Raw genomic sequence first — 16,247 nt, 5'->3', positions numbered from 1 at the left:
GGGACCAGGCGAGGACCAGACAGGGACCAGGCGGGATTCAGGCAAGGACCAGGCGAGGACCAGACAGGGACCAGGCGGGATTCAGGCGGGAATCGTCGTGTACACGGAGTTCTTCGCCGCGCTCTCCTCCGCCGCCGCGAGCACCCGCTGCACGGAGAGGCCGTCGGCGAAGGAAGGTTCGGGCGGCGTCCCGGTGGCGATGGCGTGCAGCAGGTCGCGGGCCTGGTGCACGAAGCTGTGCTCGTAGCCGAGGCCGTGGCCCGGCGGCCACCAGGCGTCCAGGTAGGGGTGGTCGGGCTCGGTCACGAGGATGCGGCGGAAGCCCGACGAGGCCGCCGGTTCGGTGTGGTCGTGGAACGAGAGCTCGTTGAGCCGCTCCAGGTCGAACGCCAACGAGCCGTCGGAGCCGTTGAGTTCGACCCGCAGCGCGTTCTTGCGCCCGGCGGCGAACCGCGTCGCCTCGAAGGAGGCGAGGGCGCCGGACGGGAAGCGGGCGGTGAAGACCGCCGCGTCGTCCACCGTGACCGTGCCGCGCCGGGTGCCGCCCGCCGCGGTGAGCCCGCCGGACGCGCCCGCCGCCTCGTCGACGAGCGGCCGTTCCCGCACGAAGGTCTCGATGAGCGCGGACACCCCCGCCACCGGCTCCCCCACCAGGTACTGCGCGAGGTCCACGATGTGCGCACCCAGGTCACCGAGGGCACCGGAGCCCGCGCGGTCCTTGCGCAGCCGCCAGGTGAGCGGGAACTCCGGGTCCACCAGCCAGTCCTGAAGGTACGTCAGACGTACGTGACGCAGCGTGCCGAGCCGGCCTTCGGCCACCATCCGCCGGGCGAGCGCGAGGGCGGGCACCCGGCGGTAGTTGAAGCCGACCATCGCCATCTGCCCGCGCGCGCGGGCCCGTTCGGCGGCCTCGGCCATCGCCTCGGCCTCCTCGACGGTGTTGGCGAGGGGCTTCTCGCACAGCACGTGCTTGCCCGCCTCCAGGGCGGCGACGGCGATCTCCGCGTGACTGTCGCCCGGGGTGCAGATGTCGACGAGGTCGACGTCGTCCCGGGCGATCAGGGCGCGCCAGTCGGTCTCGGCCGCGGCCCAGCCGAGCCGGTCCGCGGCGGCGCGCACCGCGCCGCCGTCGCGGCCGCAGACGGCCGAGAGCACGGGCCGCAGCGGCAGATCGAAGACGCGCCCCACGGTACGCCAGCCCTGGGAGTGGGCGGCGCCCATGAAGGCGTAGCCGACCATGCCCACGCCCAGCGGCCGCCTGCCCGCCGCCTCGGGACCGACCCCTTGCTCGGCACCGGTCCCCCGCTCGGCACCGGTCCCCCGCTCGGAATCGGCCCCCTGCTCGGAATCGGCCCCGGCCTCGGTTTCCGTCTCACGCATGCGGTACTCCTCCTCGTCGACGCTCGGTGGGGGGTGCGGACGCGCGCATCACTTGAAGCCGGTGGACATGTACTGGTCGACGTTGTCCTTGTCGACGACGGCCGAGTAGCAGGTGACGAAGGACGGGATCTCGAACTCCGCCATACCGCTGACGCCCTTGCCCTGGCCGAGGGCGCGCGCCAGGTCGATCGCGGACGCGGCCATGGTGGGCGGGTAGAGGACGGTGGCCTTCAGGACGCTGTCGTCGGCGTCGATGGCCTGGAAGGCGGAGAGCGCGCCCGCCCCGCCGACCATCAGGAAGTCGTCGCGCCCCGCCTGCTTGATGGCGCGCAGGGCGCCCACGCCCTGGTCGTCGTCGTGGTTCCACAGGGCGTCGAAGTTCTTCTGGGCCTGCAGGAGCCCGGACATCTTCGACTGGCCCGACTCGACGGTGAACTCGGCGGCCTGGCGCGCGACCTTCTTGATGTTCGGGTAGTTCTTGAGGGCGTCGTCGAATCCTTTCGTGCGCTGCTTGGTGAGTTCGAGGTTGTCGAGCCCGGCGAGTTCCACGACGCGCGCGCTCTTCTTGTTCTTGAGCTTCTCGCCGATGTAGTGCCCCGCGCTCAGGCCCATGCCGTAGTTGTCGCCGCCGATCCAGCAGCGGTAGGCCTGCGGCGAGGCGAAGACGCGGTCGAGGTTGACCACGGGAATGCCCGCCTTCATGGCCTTCAGGCCGACCTGGGTGAGCGCCTTGCCGTCGGCCGGCAGGATCACCAGGACATCGACCTTCTTGTTGATCAGCGTCTCGACCTGGCCGATCTGCGCCGCGGTGTCGTTGGAACCCTCGGTGGACTCCAGGGTGACGTCCTCGTACTTCTCGGCCCGCTTCTTGGCGTTGTCGTTGATGGCGTTGAGCCAGCCGTGGTCGGCCTGCGGTCCCGCGAAGCCGATGGTGACCTCCTTGCCCGGCTTGTCGTCGGCGACCTGCTGCTCCCTCTCGCCCGACCCCTCGTCCTTGGGGTCGTTGCTGGTGCAGCCCGCGAGCAGGGCTCCGGACGACAGGGCGGCGGCTCCGAAGAGGAGCCCTCTGCGGCTCGTGTTGGTTGGCATGGTGAACCCCTCGACTCAGGTGGTGTGGGCCGTACGTCGTTGGACGAGCACCGCGGCGACGATGATCGCGCCCTTGGCGATCTGCTGGGTCGCGGTCTCCAGGTTGTTCAGCGCGAAGATGTTCTGGATCGTGGTGAAGATCAGCACGCCGAGCACGGAGCCGGTGATGGTGCCCCGGCCGCCGCTGAGCAGCGTGCCGCCGATGATCGCCGCCGCGATGGCGTCCAGCTCGTAGAGATTGCCGTTGGTGTTCTGTCCCGAGCCGGACAGGACGATCAGCAGGAAGGCCGCGATGCCGCAGCACAGTCCGGAGAGCAGATAGAGGTAGAGCCGCTGCCTTCGTACGTCGATGCCGGCGAGGCGCGCAGCTTCCGCGTTGCCGCCGACCGCGACGGAGCGCCGCCCGAAGGTGGTGCGGTTCAGGAGCAGCCAGCCGACGACGGTGACGGCGGCGAAGACCAGGGCGAGCGGCGGGATGCCGAGGATGTAGGAGTCGCGGTAGCCGAGGTCCAACACCCCTTCCACAGTGACCATTTGGGTCTTGCCGTCGGTGATCTGCAGGGCGAGCCCGCGGCCCGAAGCGAGCATGGCGAGGGTGGCGATGAACGGCACGATTCCGCCGTACGCGATGAGCAGGCCGTTCACCAGGCCGCACCCCATGCCGACGATCACGGCCGTGAAGAGGATGCCCGCGAAGCCGTACTCCTGGGTGGCGACCGTCGTCGCCCACACGGAGGCGAGCGCGACGATCGCGCCGACGGACAGGTCGATGCCGCCGGAGATGATCACGAAGGTCATGCCGACGGTGACGACGCCGATGACGGATGCCTGGGTGAGGATCAGCTGGAGGTTGTCGGTATCCAGGAACGAGTCGGGCTGGGTGATGCCGCCGATCAGGATCAGCACGGCGAGCACGCCGACCAGGGAGAGCGTGCGCACGTCGGCGCGCGCCACCGTGGTGCGCCACGGGCTCTTGCCGTCGGCGGGGCTGCTCTTGCGGGTGGCGGCCTCGGCCGCCGGTGCCGGCTGGGTCATGCGGCCGGGCTCCCTTCGATGACGAGGTCGAGTACGCGGTGTTCGTCGAGGTCACGGGCGGGTGCGGTGTGGACGACGCGGCCCTCGCGGAGCACCAGGACGCGGTCGGCGAGGCCGAGCACCTCGGGCACCTCGCTGGAGACGAGGAGCACGGCGAGGCCGTCGTCGGCGAGGCGGCGGATCACCGCGTACAGCTCGGCGCGGGCGCCGACGTCGACGCCTCGGGTGGGTTCGTCCAGCAGCAGGACGCGGCAGCCGCGCAGCAGCCAGCGGGCCAGGACGGCCTTTTGCTGGTTGCCGCCGGAGAGGGTGCGCACGGGCGCGGAGGGTTCGTCGGGGCGCAGCGACAGCTCGCGAGTCGCGGTGCGCGCGGCTTCGCGCTCGGCGCTCCGGTCGATCCAACCGCCTTGCGAGAAGCGGGACATGGAGGAGACCGACACATTGCGGGTGACGGACTCCAGCATCAGGAGGGCCTGCGCCTTGCGCTCCTCGGGGGCGAGGCCGAGCCCCGCGCGGACGGCGGCGCGGATGCTTCCCGGCTTCAACTCCTGTCCGTCCACGGCGATATGGCCGGAGCTGGGCTTGCGTGCTCCGTAGATCGTCTCCAGGATCTCGGAGCGTCCCGAGCCGACGAGTCCGGCGAGGCCAACGATCTCGCCGGGGCGCAGGTCGAGGTCGAGGGGTTCGAACTCACCGCGCCGCGACAGGCCACGCACGGTCAACACCGGGGGCACGTCGTGCTGTTGTGTGGTCCATGTCGGCCGGTCGGGGAAGACGTACTCGACGTTGCGGCCCGTCATCAGCGACACGACGTCCTTGGTCGGCGTGGACTTCGCGGGGAGTCCGCCCGCCACGGCGCGGCCGTCCTTCAGGACGGTGACGCGGTCGCCGATGCGGCGGATCTCCTCAAGGCGGTGCGAGATGTAGACGACGGCGACGCCGTCCGCCGTGAGGTCGGCGACGATGCGGAAGAGGTTGTCGACCTCGTCGGGGTCGAGGGCGGCGGACGGCTCGTCCATGACGATGAGGCGCACCTCGTGGGAGAGGGCACGGGCCATCGAGACGATCTGCTGCTGGGCCGCCGAGAGGTCGCCGACGAGTCGGCCCGGGTCGATCTCGCCGTGCCCAAGTCGCTTGAGGAGAGCGGCAGTCGAGTCCTTCGCCGCGCGTGCGCGCACCACGAATCCGGCGGCGGTCGGCTCGTGCCCGAGGTGGACGTTCTCGGCGACGGACAAGCCCTCCACCAGGTCGAGTTCCTGGTAGATGGTGGCAATGCCGAGCCGCATGGCCGCGATGGGCGAGCGGAGCGTGGCGCGTTCGCCGCGCCAGGTGATCTCGCCGCCGTCGGGCTGGTGCACGCCCGCGAGGACCTTGATGAGGGTGGACTTCCCGGCGCCGTTCTGGCCGAGGAGGCAGTGCACTTCCCCGGCCTGCACCTGGAGGTCGACGCCGTCGAGGGCACGGACGCCGGGGAACGACTTGGTGATGCCGGACATGGTGAGCAGCGGTGGTTCTGGTGCCATGACGGTTCCCCTCGGCGGCGGCCGCAGCAGGGCAGGGCGGATTCAGGGCAGGGCAGGGCAGAGCGAAGCGCTGTGCTGGGTGGTGGTGTTCGCCGGCGGTCGGTGTGACGCGGACGGCGTGACGCGGGCGGTTTACGCGGGCGGTTTACGCGGGCGAGAACAGGTGGTCGCTGATGAGCCGGGCGCCGCCGATGACTCCGGCGGTGGGGCCGAGCTCACCCAGGACGATCGGGAGGTTGCCGGTCGCCAGGGGCAGCGACTGGCGGTAGACCTGGGTGCGGATCGCGGCGAGCAGCGTGTGGCCGAGGCCGGTCACACCACCGCCGATCACCACGAGGCCGGGGTTGAAGAAGCTGACGAGCCCCGCGATGACCTGGCCGGTGCGGTTGCCGCCGTCGCGGATGAGGTCGAGCGCGGTGGCGTCCCCCGCGGCGGCGGCCGCCGCGACGTCGACGGCACTGAGCCGCCCCGCCTCTCCGAGCCGCCCCGCGAGCTCCCGCGAACGCCCCTCCCTGGCCGCCTCCTCGGCGTCGCGGGCGAGCGCCGCGCCGCTGAAGTAGGCCTCCAGGCAGCCCTTGTTGCCGCAGGCGCAGGGGCGTCCGTCCGGTTCGGACTGGATGTGGCCGATGTCGCCCGCACTGCCCGTCGTACCGCGGTAGACCTCACCGCCGACGACGATGCCGCAGCCGATGCCCGTGCCGATCTTGACGCAGAGGAAGTCGCCCACGGAGCGTGCGACGCCCGCGTGCTGTTCCCCCATCGCCATGAGGTTCACGTCGTTGTCGACCATGACGGGGCAGCCGAGGTCCTGGCTGAGGGCCTCCCTGACGGGGAAGCCGTCCCACCCCGGCATGATCGGCGGCGCGACCGGTACGCCTTCGGGGAAGCGGACGGGACCCGGGACGCCGATCCCGGCACCGTCGAACCCTTCCGCGAGCCCGGAGGCCTTCAACTTGGCGGCCATGGAGAGGACTTGCTCGAAGACCGCGACCGGGCCCTCGCGCACGTCCATGGGCTGGTTGATGTGGCCGAGCACCTCCAGCTCGGCGTTGGTCACCGCGACGTCGACCGAGGTCGCGCCGATGTCCACGCCGAGGAAACGGAGGGCGGGGGCCAGCCGGATGTTGTGGGAGCGACGGCCGCCGCGCGAGGCGGCGAGCCCGTCGGCGACCACGAGTCCGGTCTCCAGGAGCCGGTCGACCTCCACGGCCAGCTTGGACCGCGAGAGGTCGACCTGGTCGCCCAGCTGGGCACGGGAGTTGGGGCCCCCGTCACGCAACAGCCGCAGCAGCCGCGCCTGGTGCGCGTTGGCGGGTCGAGCCGTCATACGTCTCACGCGCCCCTCCCCGCCTCATCGGGCTTCCCATGCCGTTGCCCTCGGGCTCCAACAGCCGTGCCTTCGGGCTTCCTTCAAGCTTTCGAGGGGAACGTAGCAGTGCCTGCCGGGGGTGGGAAGAAGTTGAGCGCGAATTACCCATGACTTTCTCCAGTCACAGGACAAAGGTGGGCGCGGGGCCCCGGGCGGCGGCCCCGGCGAGGATCCGGCGGCGGCGCCGGGCCTGCCGCTACGCCCTCGGCTCCCGGAGCATGCACCACGTACGCGGGCCGTTGTCCGGCAGGTGGACGTCCGCGGTGACGGCGAAGCCGAGCCGTTCGTAGAAGGCGACGTTGCGCTCGGTCGAGGTCTCCAGGAAGCAGGGGTGCCCGGCGCGGTCGGCGGCCTCGATGCCCGGTCGGATCACCGCCTTGCCGAGCCCCTGGCCCTGTGCGTCGGGGTGGACGCCCACCGTGGCGAGGAACCACGCGGGGCGCTGCGGGCGGTGCGGCGCCAGCGCCTGGTCGGCCGACGCGAACCAGGCCGCACGGTCGCCCGCGAGCTCGTCGACGAGCGGGCCGATCGCGGCGAAGCCGGGGCCGGGGTCGCGCTCCGGGGTGGTCCAGACGGCGACGGCGCGCCCGGCGCCCGCGACCCAGACCTTCCCGTACACCATGCCGATGCGGGTCAGGAAGAGCTCCTGGAAGCGGCGGATCCGTTCCTCGTGCCCTTCGGCGGCGACGACGTGGCGCGTGAAGGGGTAGTCGGCGAAGGCCCGTGCGAGGGTGTCCACGGCCAGCGGCACGTCTTCCTTGATCACGGGGCGTATCCGGTGGTGCGTGGGGTGCGTGGCCATGTCGGCTCTCCCGGTCGTTTCGGTGGCGCGGTCCTACCTCTGAGGTAATCGACACGTCGAGGACCGTGGCGCACGGTGGCGTTCCCCGGTCCCTCGCTGGAAGGTCACCCCATGTCGGACACCCTGCCTCAGAACGAACGGCATGCCCAACTGCTCGCCCGGGTCCCCTTCGCCGCACACCTCGGCATCGCCTTCGTGGAGACCGGCACCGCGCGCGTCGAGGGCGCCCTGGAGTGGTCGCCGGAGCTGTGCACGGCGGGCGGCGTGCTGCACGGCGGGGCGCTGATGTCGCTCGCCGACACGGTGGGCGCGGTGTGCGCGTTCCTCAATCTGCCGCCGGGCGCGGCCACGTCGACGGTGGAGTCCAAGACGAACTTCTTCCGGGCCGTGCGCTCCGGCACGGTCCGTGCCGTGGCCCGCCCCTTGCACGTCGGGCGGTCCTTCGTCGTCGTACAGACCGATGTGTACGACGACGAGGGACGGCCCGCGGGTCAGACGACGCAGACGCAGGCGGTGCTTGCGGGCGCGGGCGCCTGATCAGTGGCGGGACTCAGCCCCGCTCGCGCTCGTGATAGGTCTTCCGGGTGTGCTCGGTGTGGGCGCGCATGATCTCCGTGGCCCGCTGCTCGTCGCGCTCGGCGATGGCCGCGATCAGTTCGCGGTGCTCCAGCCAGGACTGCCTGCCGCGCTGCCGGGCGACCGGGGTGTAGTACCAGCGGACCCTGCGGTCCACCTGTCCGGCGAGCTCGGCGAGGACCACGTTGCCCGCGAGCTCCATCACCTTGGCGTGGAAGGCGGCGTTGAGGGCGACCACGCGCTCCACGTCTCCGTCCGCCACGGCCTGTTCGCCCTGGGTGCAGAGCTCGTCCAGGGCCGTGATGCCCGCCGTGCCGGTGTTCGCCGCGGCGAGCCGCGCCGCCTCGGCCTCCAACAGCGTGCGCACGGTGAGGAGTTGGTCGGCCTCCTCCTCGGTCGGCTCGTGCACGAAGGCGCCCTGGGCGGGCCGCAGGTCGACCCAGCCCTCGGTGTTGAGCCGCTGCAGGGCCTCGCGCACCGGCTGCCGCGACACCCCGAGGTGCCCGGCCAGTTCGCTCTCGACGAGGTGCTGTCCCGGTTGCAGCGAACGGGTCGTGATGAGTTCCAGCAGCGCCTCGTAGACCCGCTCCCTGAGCGGCCCGGGGCGTTCGAGCCGTGGCACCGCCCCCTGCGGAAGTCCGGTGGACAACATCGCGGTCCCCTCCTCGACGATTGCCTTTTGTCTACAGTCTACGAGCTACAAGGGCCAGTGCCAGGGGGAGTTGAGCCGGTCACACAGGACCGACGTGGCCGGATCAGGGACAGCGCACGACCTGTCCCGCGTACGACAGGTTCCCGCCGAAGCCGAACAGCAGCACCGGGTCGCCGGAGCGGACCTCGCCGCGCTCCACCAGCTTGGACAGGGCCATCGGGACGCTCGCCGCCGAAGTGTTACCGGAGTCGACGACATCGCGCGCGACGACGGCGTTCACGGCGCCGATGCGCTCGGCGAGCGGCTCGATGATCCGGAGGTTGGCCTGGTGCAGGACGACCCCGGCGAGGTCTGCGGGGGTGAGCCCGGCGCGCTCGCAGGCCCGGCGGGCGAGCGGCGGCAGCTGGAACGTCGCCCAGCGGTAGACGCTCTGTCCCTCCTGCGCGAAGCGCGGCGGCGTGCCCTCGATGCGGACGGCGTTGCCCATTTCGGGCACCGAGCCCCACAGCACGGGACCGATGCCGGGCTCCTCACCGGGCCCGCACGCCTCGACGACGGCCGCGCCCGCGCCGTCGCCGGTCAGGACGCAGGTGGTGCGGTCCGTCCAGTCGGTGACCTCGGACATCTTGTCCGCGCCGATGACCAGGGCGCGGGTCGCGGCCCCGGCCCGCACGGTGTGGTCGGCGGTGGCGAGGGCGTGCGTGAAGCCCGCGCACACGACGTTGATGTCCATCGCGGACGGCCCGGGGATGCCGAGGCGCGCGGCGACCCGGGCTGCCATGTTCGGCGAGCGGTCGATGGCCGTGGAGGTGGCGACCAGGACCAGGTCGATCGCGTCGGGGGTCAGGCCCGCGGCGGCCAGTGCCTTGCCTCCCGCGTGCGCGGCCAGCTCGTCGACCGGCTCCTCGGGGCCCGCGATGTGCCGCGTCCGGATGCCCACCCGGGAGCGGATCCACTCGTCGCTGGTGTCGACCATGCCCGCGAGCTCCTCATTGGTGAGGATCCTGGCGGGCTGGTAGTGGCCGACGGCGGCGATGCGCGAGCCGTGCATGGACGGGTCCCCCTTGTTGCCGGAGATGCGGGACCGTCCAGTCTGGTCAGCGACTCACCAGTAACGGTGCACGTAAAGCGACAGGAAAGGCGCGCGTGGTTTGGATGCTTCTCATGAGGCCGTCACCCTCTGAAGAGCTGTGTGACCTTCTGTACGAGTTCATAGAGGCCGTATCCGAGCGGAAGCCCCACCCAGAGCCACGCGAACACGATCAGAGCGCGGCGGTCGCGTGGCTGCGAGCCGTCACGTGGTGGCGTGGTCACCGGCGGCCTCCTTCGGGGCGGGGACATGGTGGCGTGGATGGACGGGGCGGACGAGCTCGTTGGCGACCAGACCCACGACCAGGAGACCGATCATGATCGCGAAGGAGAGGCCGTAGAGCCCCGAGCCGTGCCGGCCCGCCTCCTCCTGGTGGTCGGCGACCCGGTTCACGATGAGCGGCCCGAGGACTCCGGCCGTCGACCACGCGGTGAGCAGCCTGCCGTGGATGGCGCCGACCTGGTACGTACCGAAGAGGTCCTTGAGGTACGCGGGGATCGTCGCGAAGCCGCCTCCGTAGAAGGACAGGATCACCAGGGCGCAGCAGATGAACAGCGGCTTGGAGGTGTCCCCGAAGCGGGCGATCAGGAGGTACATGAGCGCGCCCACGCCGAGGTAGAGGCGGTAGACGTTCTTGCGGCCGATCAGGTCCGATGCCGAGGACCAGCCGATGCGCCCCGCCATGTTGGCGGCCGAAAGGAGCGCGACGAAGCCGGCCGCGGCGGAGACCGATACGGGCGTCCCGCTGTCCGCGAAGAAGTCCGTGATCATCGGGGCGGCCTTCTCCAGGATGCCGATGCCCGCGGTCACGTTCATGCACAGGACGACCCACAGGCACCAGAACTGCGGGGTGCGGACGGCGGACCGGGCGGAGACCTGAGGGCCGTCGAGCGCGCCGGGACCGCCGGGACCGCCGGGACCGCGTGCGCCCTCCGTACGCGGCACCCTCACCAGGAGCACGCCGAGCGACATGAAGACGGCGTACGTGAGGCCGTGCACCAGGAACGCGAGCGCGATGCCGTCCGAGTCCGTGCCGAAGGAGTCCAGCATCTGCGCGCTCCACGGCGAGGCGATGAGCGCGCCGCCGCCGAATCCCATGATCGCGATGCCGGTGGCCATGCCGGGGCGGTCGGGGAACCACTTGATGAGCGTGGAGACGGGCGAGATGTAGCCGATGCCGAGGCCGATCCCGCCGACGAAGCCGTAGCCGAACACGATGAGCCAGTACTGGCGGGTCGCCGCGCCGAGCGCGGCCAGCAGGAAGCCCGAGGAGAAGCAGACCAGGGCGACGGACATCGCCCAGCGCGGGCCGTTGCGCTCGACGAGGGTCCCGCCGAAGGCCGCGGAGAGACCGAGCATGACGATCCCCAGCTGGAAGGGGAGCGCGCTCTGCGTGCCGCTGAGGTGCAGCGAGGATTCCAGGGGCGGTTTGAAGACGCTCCAGGCGTAGGCCTGGCCGATGGACAGATGCACCGAGAGAGCGGCGGGCGGCACGAGCCAGCGGCTCCACCCGGGTGGTGCGACGAGGGGCCTCATGATCCCGAACGGTAGGAAGTGGCAGGGGTGTTGGGAAGGGGGCGCACGTACGGGATTCAACGACGCGCGCGAACCCTTGCCGCCCCAACTTCCATACTGTAGACAATATTCCGTCGACGTCTTTCGTCTTCTGTCTTCCGTCTTCGATCTTCTGTCTTCGATCTTCTGTCTTCCGTCTTCTCCCTCCGTTCCTTCTCCCTACGTTCCTCGGATCCCTCGACCGAATGGAGCGCCCCACCGTGAAAGTCGCAGTCCTCGGCGCCGGTGCGATCGGCGCCTACGTCGGAGCCGCGCTGCACCGCGCAGGCGCCGACGTCCATCTCGTCGCCCGTGGACCGCATCTGGCGGCCATGAGGCAGCACGGAGTACGCGTACTGAGCCCACGCGGCGACTTCACCGCACGGGCCCGCGCCACCGACGACCCGGCCGGGATCGGACCGGTCGACTTCGTCTTCCTGGGCCTGAAGGCCAACTCGTACGCGGCGTGCGGGCCGCTGATCGAGCCGCTCCTGCACGAGACGACCGCGGTGGTCGCCGCACAGAACGGCATCCCCTGGTGGTACTTCCACCGGCACGGCGGCCCGCACGACGGCCACCGCGTCGAGAGCGTCGACCCGGGCGGCGCGGTCAGCGCGGTGCTCGCGCCCGAACGGGCCGTGGGCTGCGTCGTCTACGCCGCGACGGAGCTCGAAGGCCCCGGCGTCGTACGCCACTTGGAGGGCACCCGCTTCTCCATCGGGGAGCCCGACCGGTCCCGCTCGGAGCGCTGCGCCGCCTTCAGCGAGGCCATGGTGGCGGGCGGTCTGAAGTGCCCGGTCGAGCCCGAGCTGCGCGGCGACATCTGGATCAAGCTGCTCGGCAACATCTCCTTCAACCCGATCAGCGCGCTCGCCCGCGCCACGATGCGCGAGATGTGCCGGCACGGCGGCACCCGCCGCGTCATCGAGATCATGATGAACGAGACGCTCGCGGTGGCCGCGGCCCTCGGCTGCGAGCCGGACATCTCCGTGGAGCGCCGCCTCGCGGGCGCCGAACGCGTCGGCGACCACCGCACCTCCACCCTGCAGGACCTGGAGCGCGGCAAACCCCTGGAACTGGACGTGCTGCTCGCGGCCGTCGTCGAACTGGCCGACATCACCGGGGTTCCGGTGCCGACGCTCCGCACCGTCCACGCCATCTCGGACCTGCTCGCACTGAGGACCGCCGCATGAACACCTCGAGGACCGCCGTATGAGCAAACGCGACCGCACCCCCAAGACGTACACCCGGCTCACCCACCCCCTGGTCCGCGACTCCCGCGCCGAGCCCTTCCGCAGGGCGACCTGGGAGGAGGCGCTGACCAGGGCGGCGGAGGGCTTCCGGGCCGCGCGCGGCGCCTTCGGGATGTTCTCCTGCGCCCGCGCGACCAACGAAATGAACTACGTGGCACAGAAGTTCGCCCGCGTGGTGATGGGCACGAACAACGTCGACTCCTGCAACCGCACCTGCCACGCGCCGAGCGTCGCGGGCCTGTCCGCGGCCTTCGGCTCGGGCGGCGGCACCTCCTCGTACGAAGAGGTCGAGCACACGGACGTCATCGTGATGTGGGGCTCCAACGCCCGCTTCGCGCACCCGATCTTCTTCCAGCACGTCCTGAGGGGCATCAGGAACGGCGCCCGGATGTACGCCGTCGACCCGCGCCGCACCAAGACCGCGGAGTGGGCGGAGAGTTGGCTCGGCCCGAACGTCGGCACGGACATCCCGCTGGCGCACGCGATCGGCCGCGAGATCATCCACGCCGACCTGGCCAACCGCGCGTTCATCGAGCGCGCGACGACGGGCTACGAGGAGTACGCGGCCCTCGTCGAGCCCTGGACGCTGTCGCTCACCGAGCGGGTGACGGGCGTACCGGCCGCCGCCATAAGGGAGTTGGCGCACGCGTACGCACGCGCCGAGCGGGCGCAGCTGTGCTGGACGCTCGGCATCACCGAGCACCACAACGGCACGGACAACGTCCGCGCGCTGATCAACCTGTCGCTGCTGACGGGCCATGTGGGGCGATACGGCTCAGGGTTGCAGCCCCTGCGCGGCCAGAACAACGTGCAGGGCGGCGGCGACATGGGCGCCATCCCCAACCGCCTGCCCGGCTTCCAGGACATCCTCGACCCGGACACGCGCCTGAAGTTCGAGTCGGCCTGGGGCACGGTCATCCAGCCCCGCCACGGCCTCAACCTGACCGAGATGTTCGAGGCGATGGAGGAGGGCACCCTCAAGGCCGTCTACTGCATCGGCGAGAACCCTGCGCAGTCGGAGGCGGACAGCGGACAGGCGATGCGGCGCCTCGGCGCGCTGGACTTCCTGGTGGTGCAGGACATCTTCCTCACCAGGACGGCCGAGTTGGCGGACGTGGTGCTGCCCGCGACCGCCGCGTGGGCGGAGACCGACGGCACCACGACCAACAGCGAACGGCGCGTGCAGCGGGTGCGCAAGGCGGTGCGGCCGCCCGGTGAGGCGCGCGAGGACATCGACATCCTCTGCGAGCTCGCGGGGCTGCTCGGCCACGACTGGAAGTACGCGGACGCGCGGGCGGTCTGGGACGAGCTGCGCTCGGTGTCGCCGGACCACTACGGCATGACGTACGACCGTCTCGAATCCCTGCAGGGCATCCAATGGCCGTGCCCGGACGAGGACCGGCTCGAACCGACGTATCTGCACGGCAGGTTGTGGGACGCGGACCCCGCGCGACGGGGCCGGCTCGCCCCCTTCGGGCTCGTCGAGCACGATCCGCCGGTCGACCTGACCGACGAGGCGTATCCGATCCGGCTGACGACGGGGCGGCGCCTCGACTCGTACAACACCGGGGTGCAGAGCGGGAGTTTCGCGTCCCCGCTGCGGCGCGGCGAGTACATCGAGCTGTGCCCGGAGGACGCCGAGCGGTACGGGGTCGTGGCGGGTGAGCGGGTGCGGGTCTCCTCGCGGCGGGGCGCGGTGGTGGCGCCGGTGTGGGTGGACCCGGGCCTGCGGCCGGGGCTTGCCTTCATGACCATGCACTTTCCCGACGAGGTCGACACCAACCAGCTGACGATCGAGGCGAACTGCCCGATCGCGGGGACGGCGGAGTTCAAGGCCTCGGCGATACGGATCGACAAGCTGACGGCGGCTGTGAGGTTGTGAGGTGACGTCAAGTGGATCTGCGCTTCGGTGACAGCAAACCGACGGACGAGGAGCGGGCGGCCGTCGACGCGGTGCTCGGGCCTCCCGATTCGGCGTGGGAAGGGGCCGACGACCGCAGTGACGCGGATCTGCGGTGGGCGCGGGGCGGGCGGGCGGCGCGGGAGCGGCGGGATCTGCTGCTGCCGGGGCTGCACACGCTCAACGATCGCGTGGGGTGGGTGAGCGAGGGGGGCCTGGACTATCTCTGCCGACGGCTGACGGTGCCGCCGGCGGAGGGGTACGGGGTGGCGACGTTCTACTCCATGTTTTCGGTGCGGCCGCGGGCGCGGACGGTGGTGCGGGTGTGCACGGATGTGGTGTGTGGGCCGGGAGCCGAGAGGCTGGCTCCCGTGCCGGGGGCGACGGTCGAGCCGAGCCCGTGCCTCGGCCTCTGCGAACGGGCGCCGGCGGCGCTGGTGGTGCGGGCGGGGCTGCAAGCGGATTCCTTCCCCGACCCCGCCCCTTCCCGAAACGGGGGCTCCGCCCCAGACCCCGCTCCTCAAACGCCGGAGGGGCTGAAGGATTCGACCCGGTCCGGAGATCATCCAGCCCGTCCGGCGATTGAGGACGAACTCGGCGAAGCCGGTGATCGACCGAGCCACGGGCCGGCGGAGCCGGATAGTTCGGGAAGGGGCGGGATCGGGGAAAGGAACCACGCCACCGCCACCATCGCCCCGGCCGCACCCGCCACCCTCGCCCAAGCCGCCCTCACCCCCGCCGACGCCCCCGCCGAACCCCCCGCCTCCCACGCCGTCCCCCAAGCCGGCCAGGACGGCCTGATCCTGCTCAAGAGGATCGGCGCCGTCGACCCCGCGTCCCTCGACGACTACCGCGCCCACGGCGGCTGCACCGCCCTCCGCCGCGCCTTCGCCATCGGCCCCGCCGAAGTCATCCGCGAGGTCACCGACTCCGGACTCGTGGGGCGGGGCGGCGCCGCCTTCCCCACGGGACGGAAGTGGCAGGCCACCGCATCCCAGCCCGACCACCCGCACTACCTCGTCTGCAACGCCGACGAGTCCGAGCCCGGCACCTTCAAGGACCGCGTGATCATGGAGGGCGACCCGTACGCGCTCATCGAGGCGATGACCATCGCCGGGTACGCGACCGGCGCCCACCTCGGCTACCTCTATCTCCGCGGTGAGTACCCCCGCGCCCTGCGCAGGCTGGAACACGCCATCGCTCAGGCCCGCACCCGCGGCCTCCTCGGCGACGACGTCCTCGGCCAGGGCTACGCCTTCGACATCGAGATCCGCCGCGGCGCGGGCGCCTACATCTGCGGCGAGGAGACCGCCCTGTTCAACTCGATCGAGGGGTACAGAGGGGAGCCCCGCTCGAAGCCGCCCTTCCCCGTCGAGAAGGGCCTGTTCGGCAAGCCCACCGCCGAGAACAACGTCGAGACCCTCGTCAACGTCCTGCCGATCCTCACCATGGGCGCCGAGGCGTACGCCGCCATCGGCACCGCGAAGTCCACGGGACCCAAGCTCTTCTGCGTGTCCGGCGCCGTGGCCAGGCCCGGCCTCTACGAACTGCCCTTCGGCGCCACCCTCGGCGAGCTCCTCGACCTCGCCGGGCGGCCCGACAACCTCCGCGCGATCCTGCTCGGCGGAGCCGCGGGCGGCTTCGTGCGCCCCGACGAACTGGACATCCCCCTCACCTTCGAGGGGACCAGGGAGGCCGGGACCACGCTCGGCTCCGGCGTCGTGCTCGCCCTGGACGACACCGTGCCGCTCCCCCGGATCCTGCTGCGCATCGCGGAGTTCTTCCGCGACGAGTCCTGCGGCCAGTGCGTGCCCTGCCGGGTCGGCACCGTCCGCCAGGAGGAGGCCCTGCACCGCCTTCTCCAGCGCAGGGGCGTCGACGCCGCGGACGACATCGCGCTCCTGCGGGACGTGGGGCGGGCCATGCGGGACGCCTCGATCTGCGGCCTCGGGCAGACCGCGTGGAACGCCGTGGAATCCGCCATCGACCGCTTGGGGGCGTACGAATGACCGCGAACCGCCCGA

At 71.3% G+C, this 16,247-nt stretch carries 14 protein-coding genes; 4 read left to right on the top strand and 10 right to left on the bottom strand.

Annotated elements, in window-relative coordinates; genetic code table 11:
- Positions 1 to 81 precede the first annotated feature (81 nt).
- From AB0B50_RS05545 to AB0B50_RS05520, 6 genes are all read right to left on the bottom strand, one after another.
- Positions 82 to 1,239, bottom strand: a complete 1,158-nt coding sequence (locus AB0B50_RS05545) for a Gfo/Idh/MocA family oxidoreductase (protein WP_362326835.1) — start codon at positions 1,237 to 1,239, stop codon at positions 82 to 84.
- A gap of 189 nt (positions 1,240 to 1,428) precedes the next feature.
- Positions 1,429 to 2,469, bottom strand: a complete 1,041-nt coding sequence (locus AB0B50_RS05540) for a substrate-binding domain-containing protein (RefSeq protein ID WP_362326017.1) — start codon at positions 2,467 to 2,469, stop codon at positions 1,429 to 1,431.
- Between the two features lie 15 nt (positions 2,470 to 2,484).
- Complete coding sequence (locus AB0B50_RS05535; protein WP_362326014.1) at positions 2,485 to 3,504, bottom strand: ABC transporter permease; 1,020 nt, start codon at positions 3,502 to 3,504, stop codon at positions 2,485 to 2,487.
- On the bottom strand, positions 3,501 to 5,027 hold the full coding sequence (locus tag AB0B50_RS05530) for a sugar ABC transporter ATP-binding protein (protein ID WP_362326011.1): 1,527 nt from the start codon (positions 5,025 to 5,027) through the stop codon (positions 3,501 to 3,503). The genes AB0B50_RS05535 and AB0B50_RS05530 overlap by 4 nt, the downstream gene beginning before the upstream one ends.
- 145 nt (positions 5,028 to 5,172) lie before the next feature.
- Entirely contained in the window at positions 5,173 to 6,354 is a 1,182-nt protein-coding gene (locus AB0B50_RS05525) for an ROK family transcriptional regulator (protein WP_362326008.1), read from the bottom strand.
- A 238-nt stretch (positions 6,355 to 6,592) separates the two neighbouring features.
- Complete coding sequence (locus AB0B50_RS05520) at positions 6,593 to 7,198, bottom strand: GNAT family N-acetyltransferase (RefSeq protein WP_362326005.1); 606 nt, start codon at positions 7,196 to 7,198, stop codon at positions 6,593 to 6,595.
- A gap of 111 nt (positions 7,199 to 7,309) precedes the next feature.
- On the opposite strand from AB0B50_RS05520, the gene AB0B50_RS05515 reads away from it, so the two are divergent.
- The gene (locus tag AB0B50_RS05515; protein WP_362326002.1) at positions 7,310 to 7,735 is read left to right on the top strand and encodes a PaaI family thioesterase; all 426 of its coding nucleotides are present in this window, start codon (positions 7,310 to 7,312) and stop codon (positions 7,733 to 7,735) included.
- A gap of 13 nt (positions 7,736 to 7,748) precedes the next feature.
- Here the strand turns inward: AB0B50_RS05515 and AB0B50_RS05510 are convergent, their stop codons facing one another.
- From AB0B50_RS05510 to AB0B50_RS05495, 4 genes are all read right to left on the bottom strand, one after another.
- A complete protein-coding gene (locus AB0B50_RS05510; protein ID WP_362325999.1) occupies positions 7,749 to 8,426 on the bottom strand; it encodes a GntR family transcriptional regulator in 678 nt (225 codons plus the stop codon).
- A 103-nt stretch (positions 8,427 to 8,529) separates the two neighbouring features.
- Positions 8,530 to 9,477, bottom strand: coding sequence for a beta-ketoacyl-ACP synthase III (locus AB0B50_RS05505; RefSeq protein ID WP_362325996.1), 948 nt, complete (start codon positions 9,475 to 9,477; stop codon positions 8,530 to 8,532).
- A gap of 122 nt (positions 9,478 to 9,599) precedes the next feature.
- Positions 9,600 to 9,740, bottom strand: a complete 141-nt coding sequence (locus AB0B50_RS05500) for a hypothetical protein (RefSeq protein WP_362325993.1) — start codon at positions 9,738 to 9,740, stop codon at positions 9,600 to 9,602.
- Positions 9,721 to 11,052: an OFA family MFS transporter gene (locus AB0B50_RS05495; protein WP_362325990.1), complete on the bottom strand. Its 1,332-nt coding sequence runs from the start codon at positions 11,050 to 11,052 to the stop codon at positions 9,721 to 9,723. Before AB0B50_RS05495 ends, AB0B50_RS05500 begins: the two co-directional genes overlap by 20 nt.
- A gap of 239 nt (positions 11,053 to 11,291) precedes the next feature.
- Between AB0B50_RS05495 and AB0B50_RS05490 the strand changes: the two genes are divergently transcribed.
- Genes AB0B50_RS05490 through AB0B50_RS05480 form a run of 3 tightly spaced genes read left to right on the top strand, consistent with a single transcriptional unit; the run spans position 11,292 to position 16,232 of the window.
- The gene (locus AB0B50_RS05490) at positions 11,292 to 12,263 is read left to right on the top strand and encodes a 2-dehydropantoate 2-reductase (protein ID WP_362325987.1); all 972 of its coding nucleotides are present in this window, start codon (positions 11,292 to 11,294) and stop codon (positions 12,261 to 12,263) included.
- A 19-nt stretch (positions 12,264 to 12,282) separates the two neighbouring features.
- Entirely contained in the window at positions 12,283 to 14,205 is a 1,923-nt protein-coding gene (locus tag AB0B50_RS05485) for a molybdopterin-dependent oxidoreductase (RefSeq protein ID WP_362325984.1), read from the top strand.
- Positions 14,206 to 14,216: 11 nt separating this feature from the next.
- Entirely contained in the window at positions 14,217 to 16,232 is a 2,016-nt protein-coding gene (locus AB0B50_RS05480) for an NADH-ubiquinone oxidoreductase-F iron-sulfur binding region domain-containing protein (RefSeq protein ID WP_362325981.1), read from the top strand.
- The last annotated feature ends 15 nt before the right edge of the window (positions 16,233 to 16,247 follow it).

The sequence above is a fragment of the Streptomyces sp. NPDC041068 genome (assembly GCF_040647455.1).
Lineage (GTDB): Bacteria > Actinomycetota > Actinomycetes > Streptomycetales > Streptomycetaceae > Streptomyces.
The sequence above is the reverse complement of the archived record's forward strand: the minus strand, read 5'-3'. Positions and strand labels throughout refer to the sequence as shown.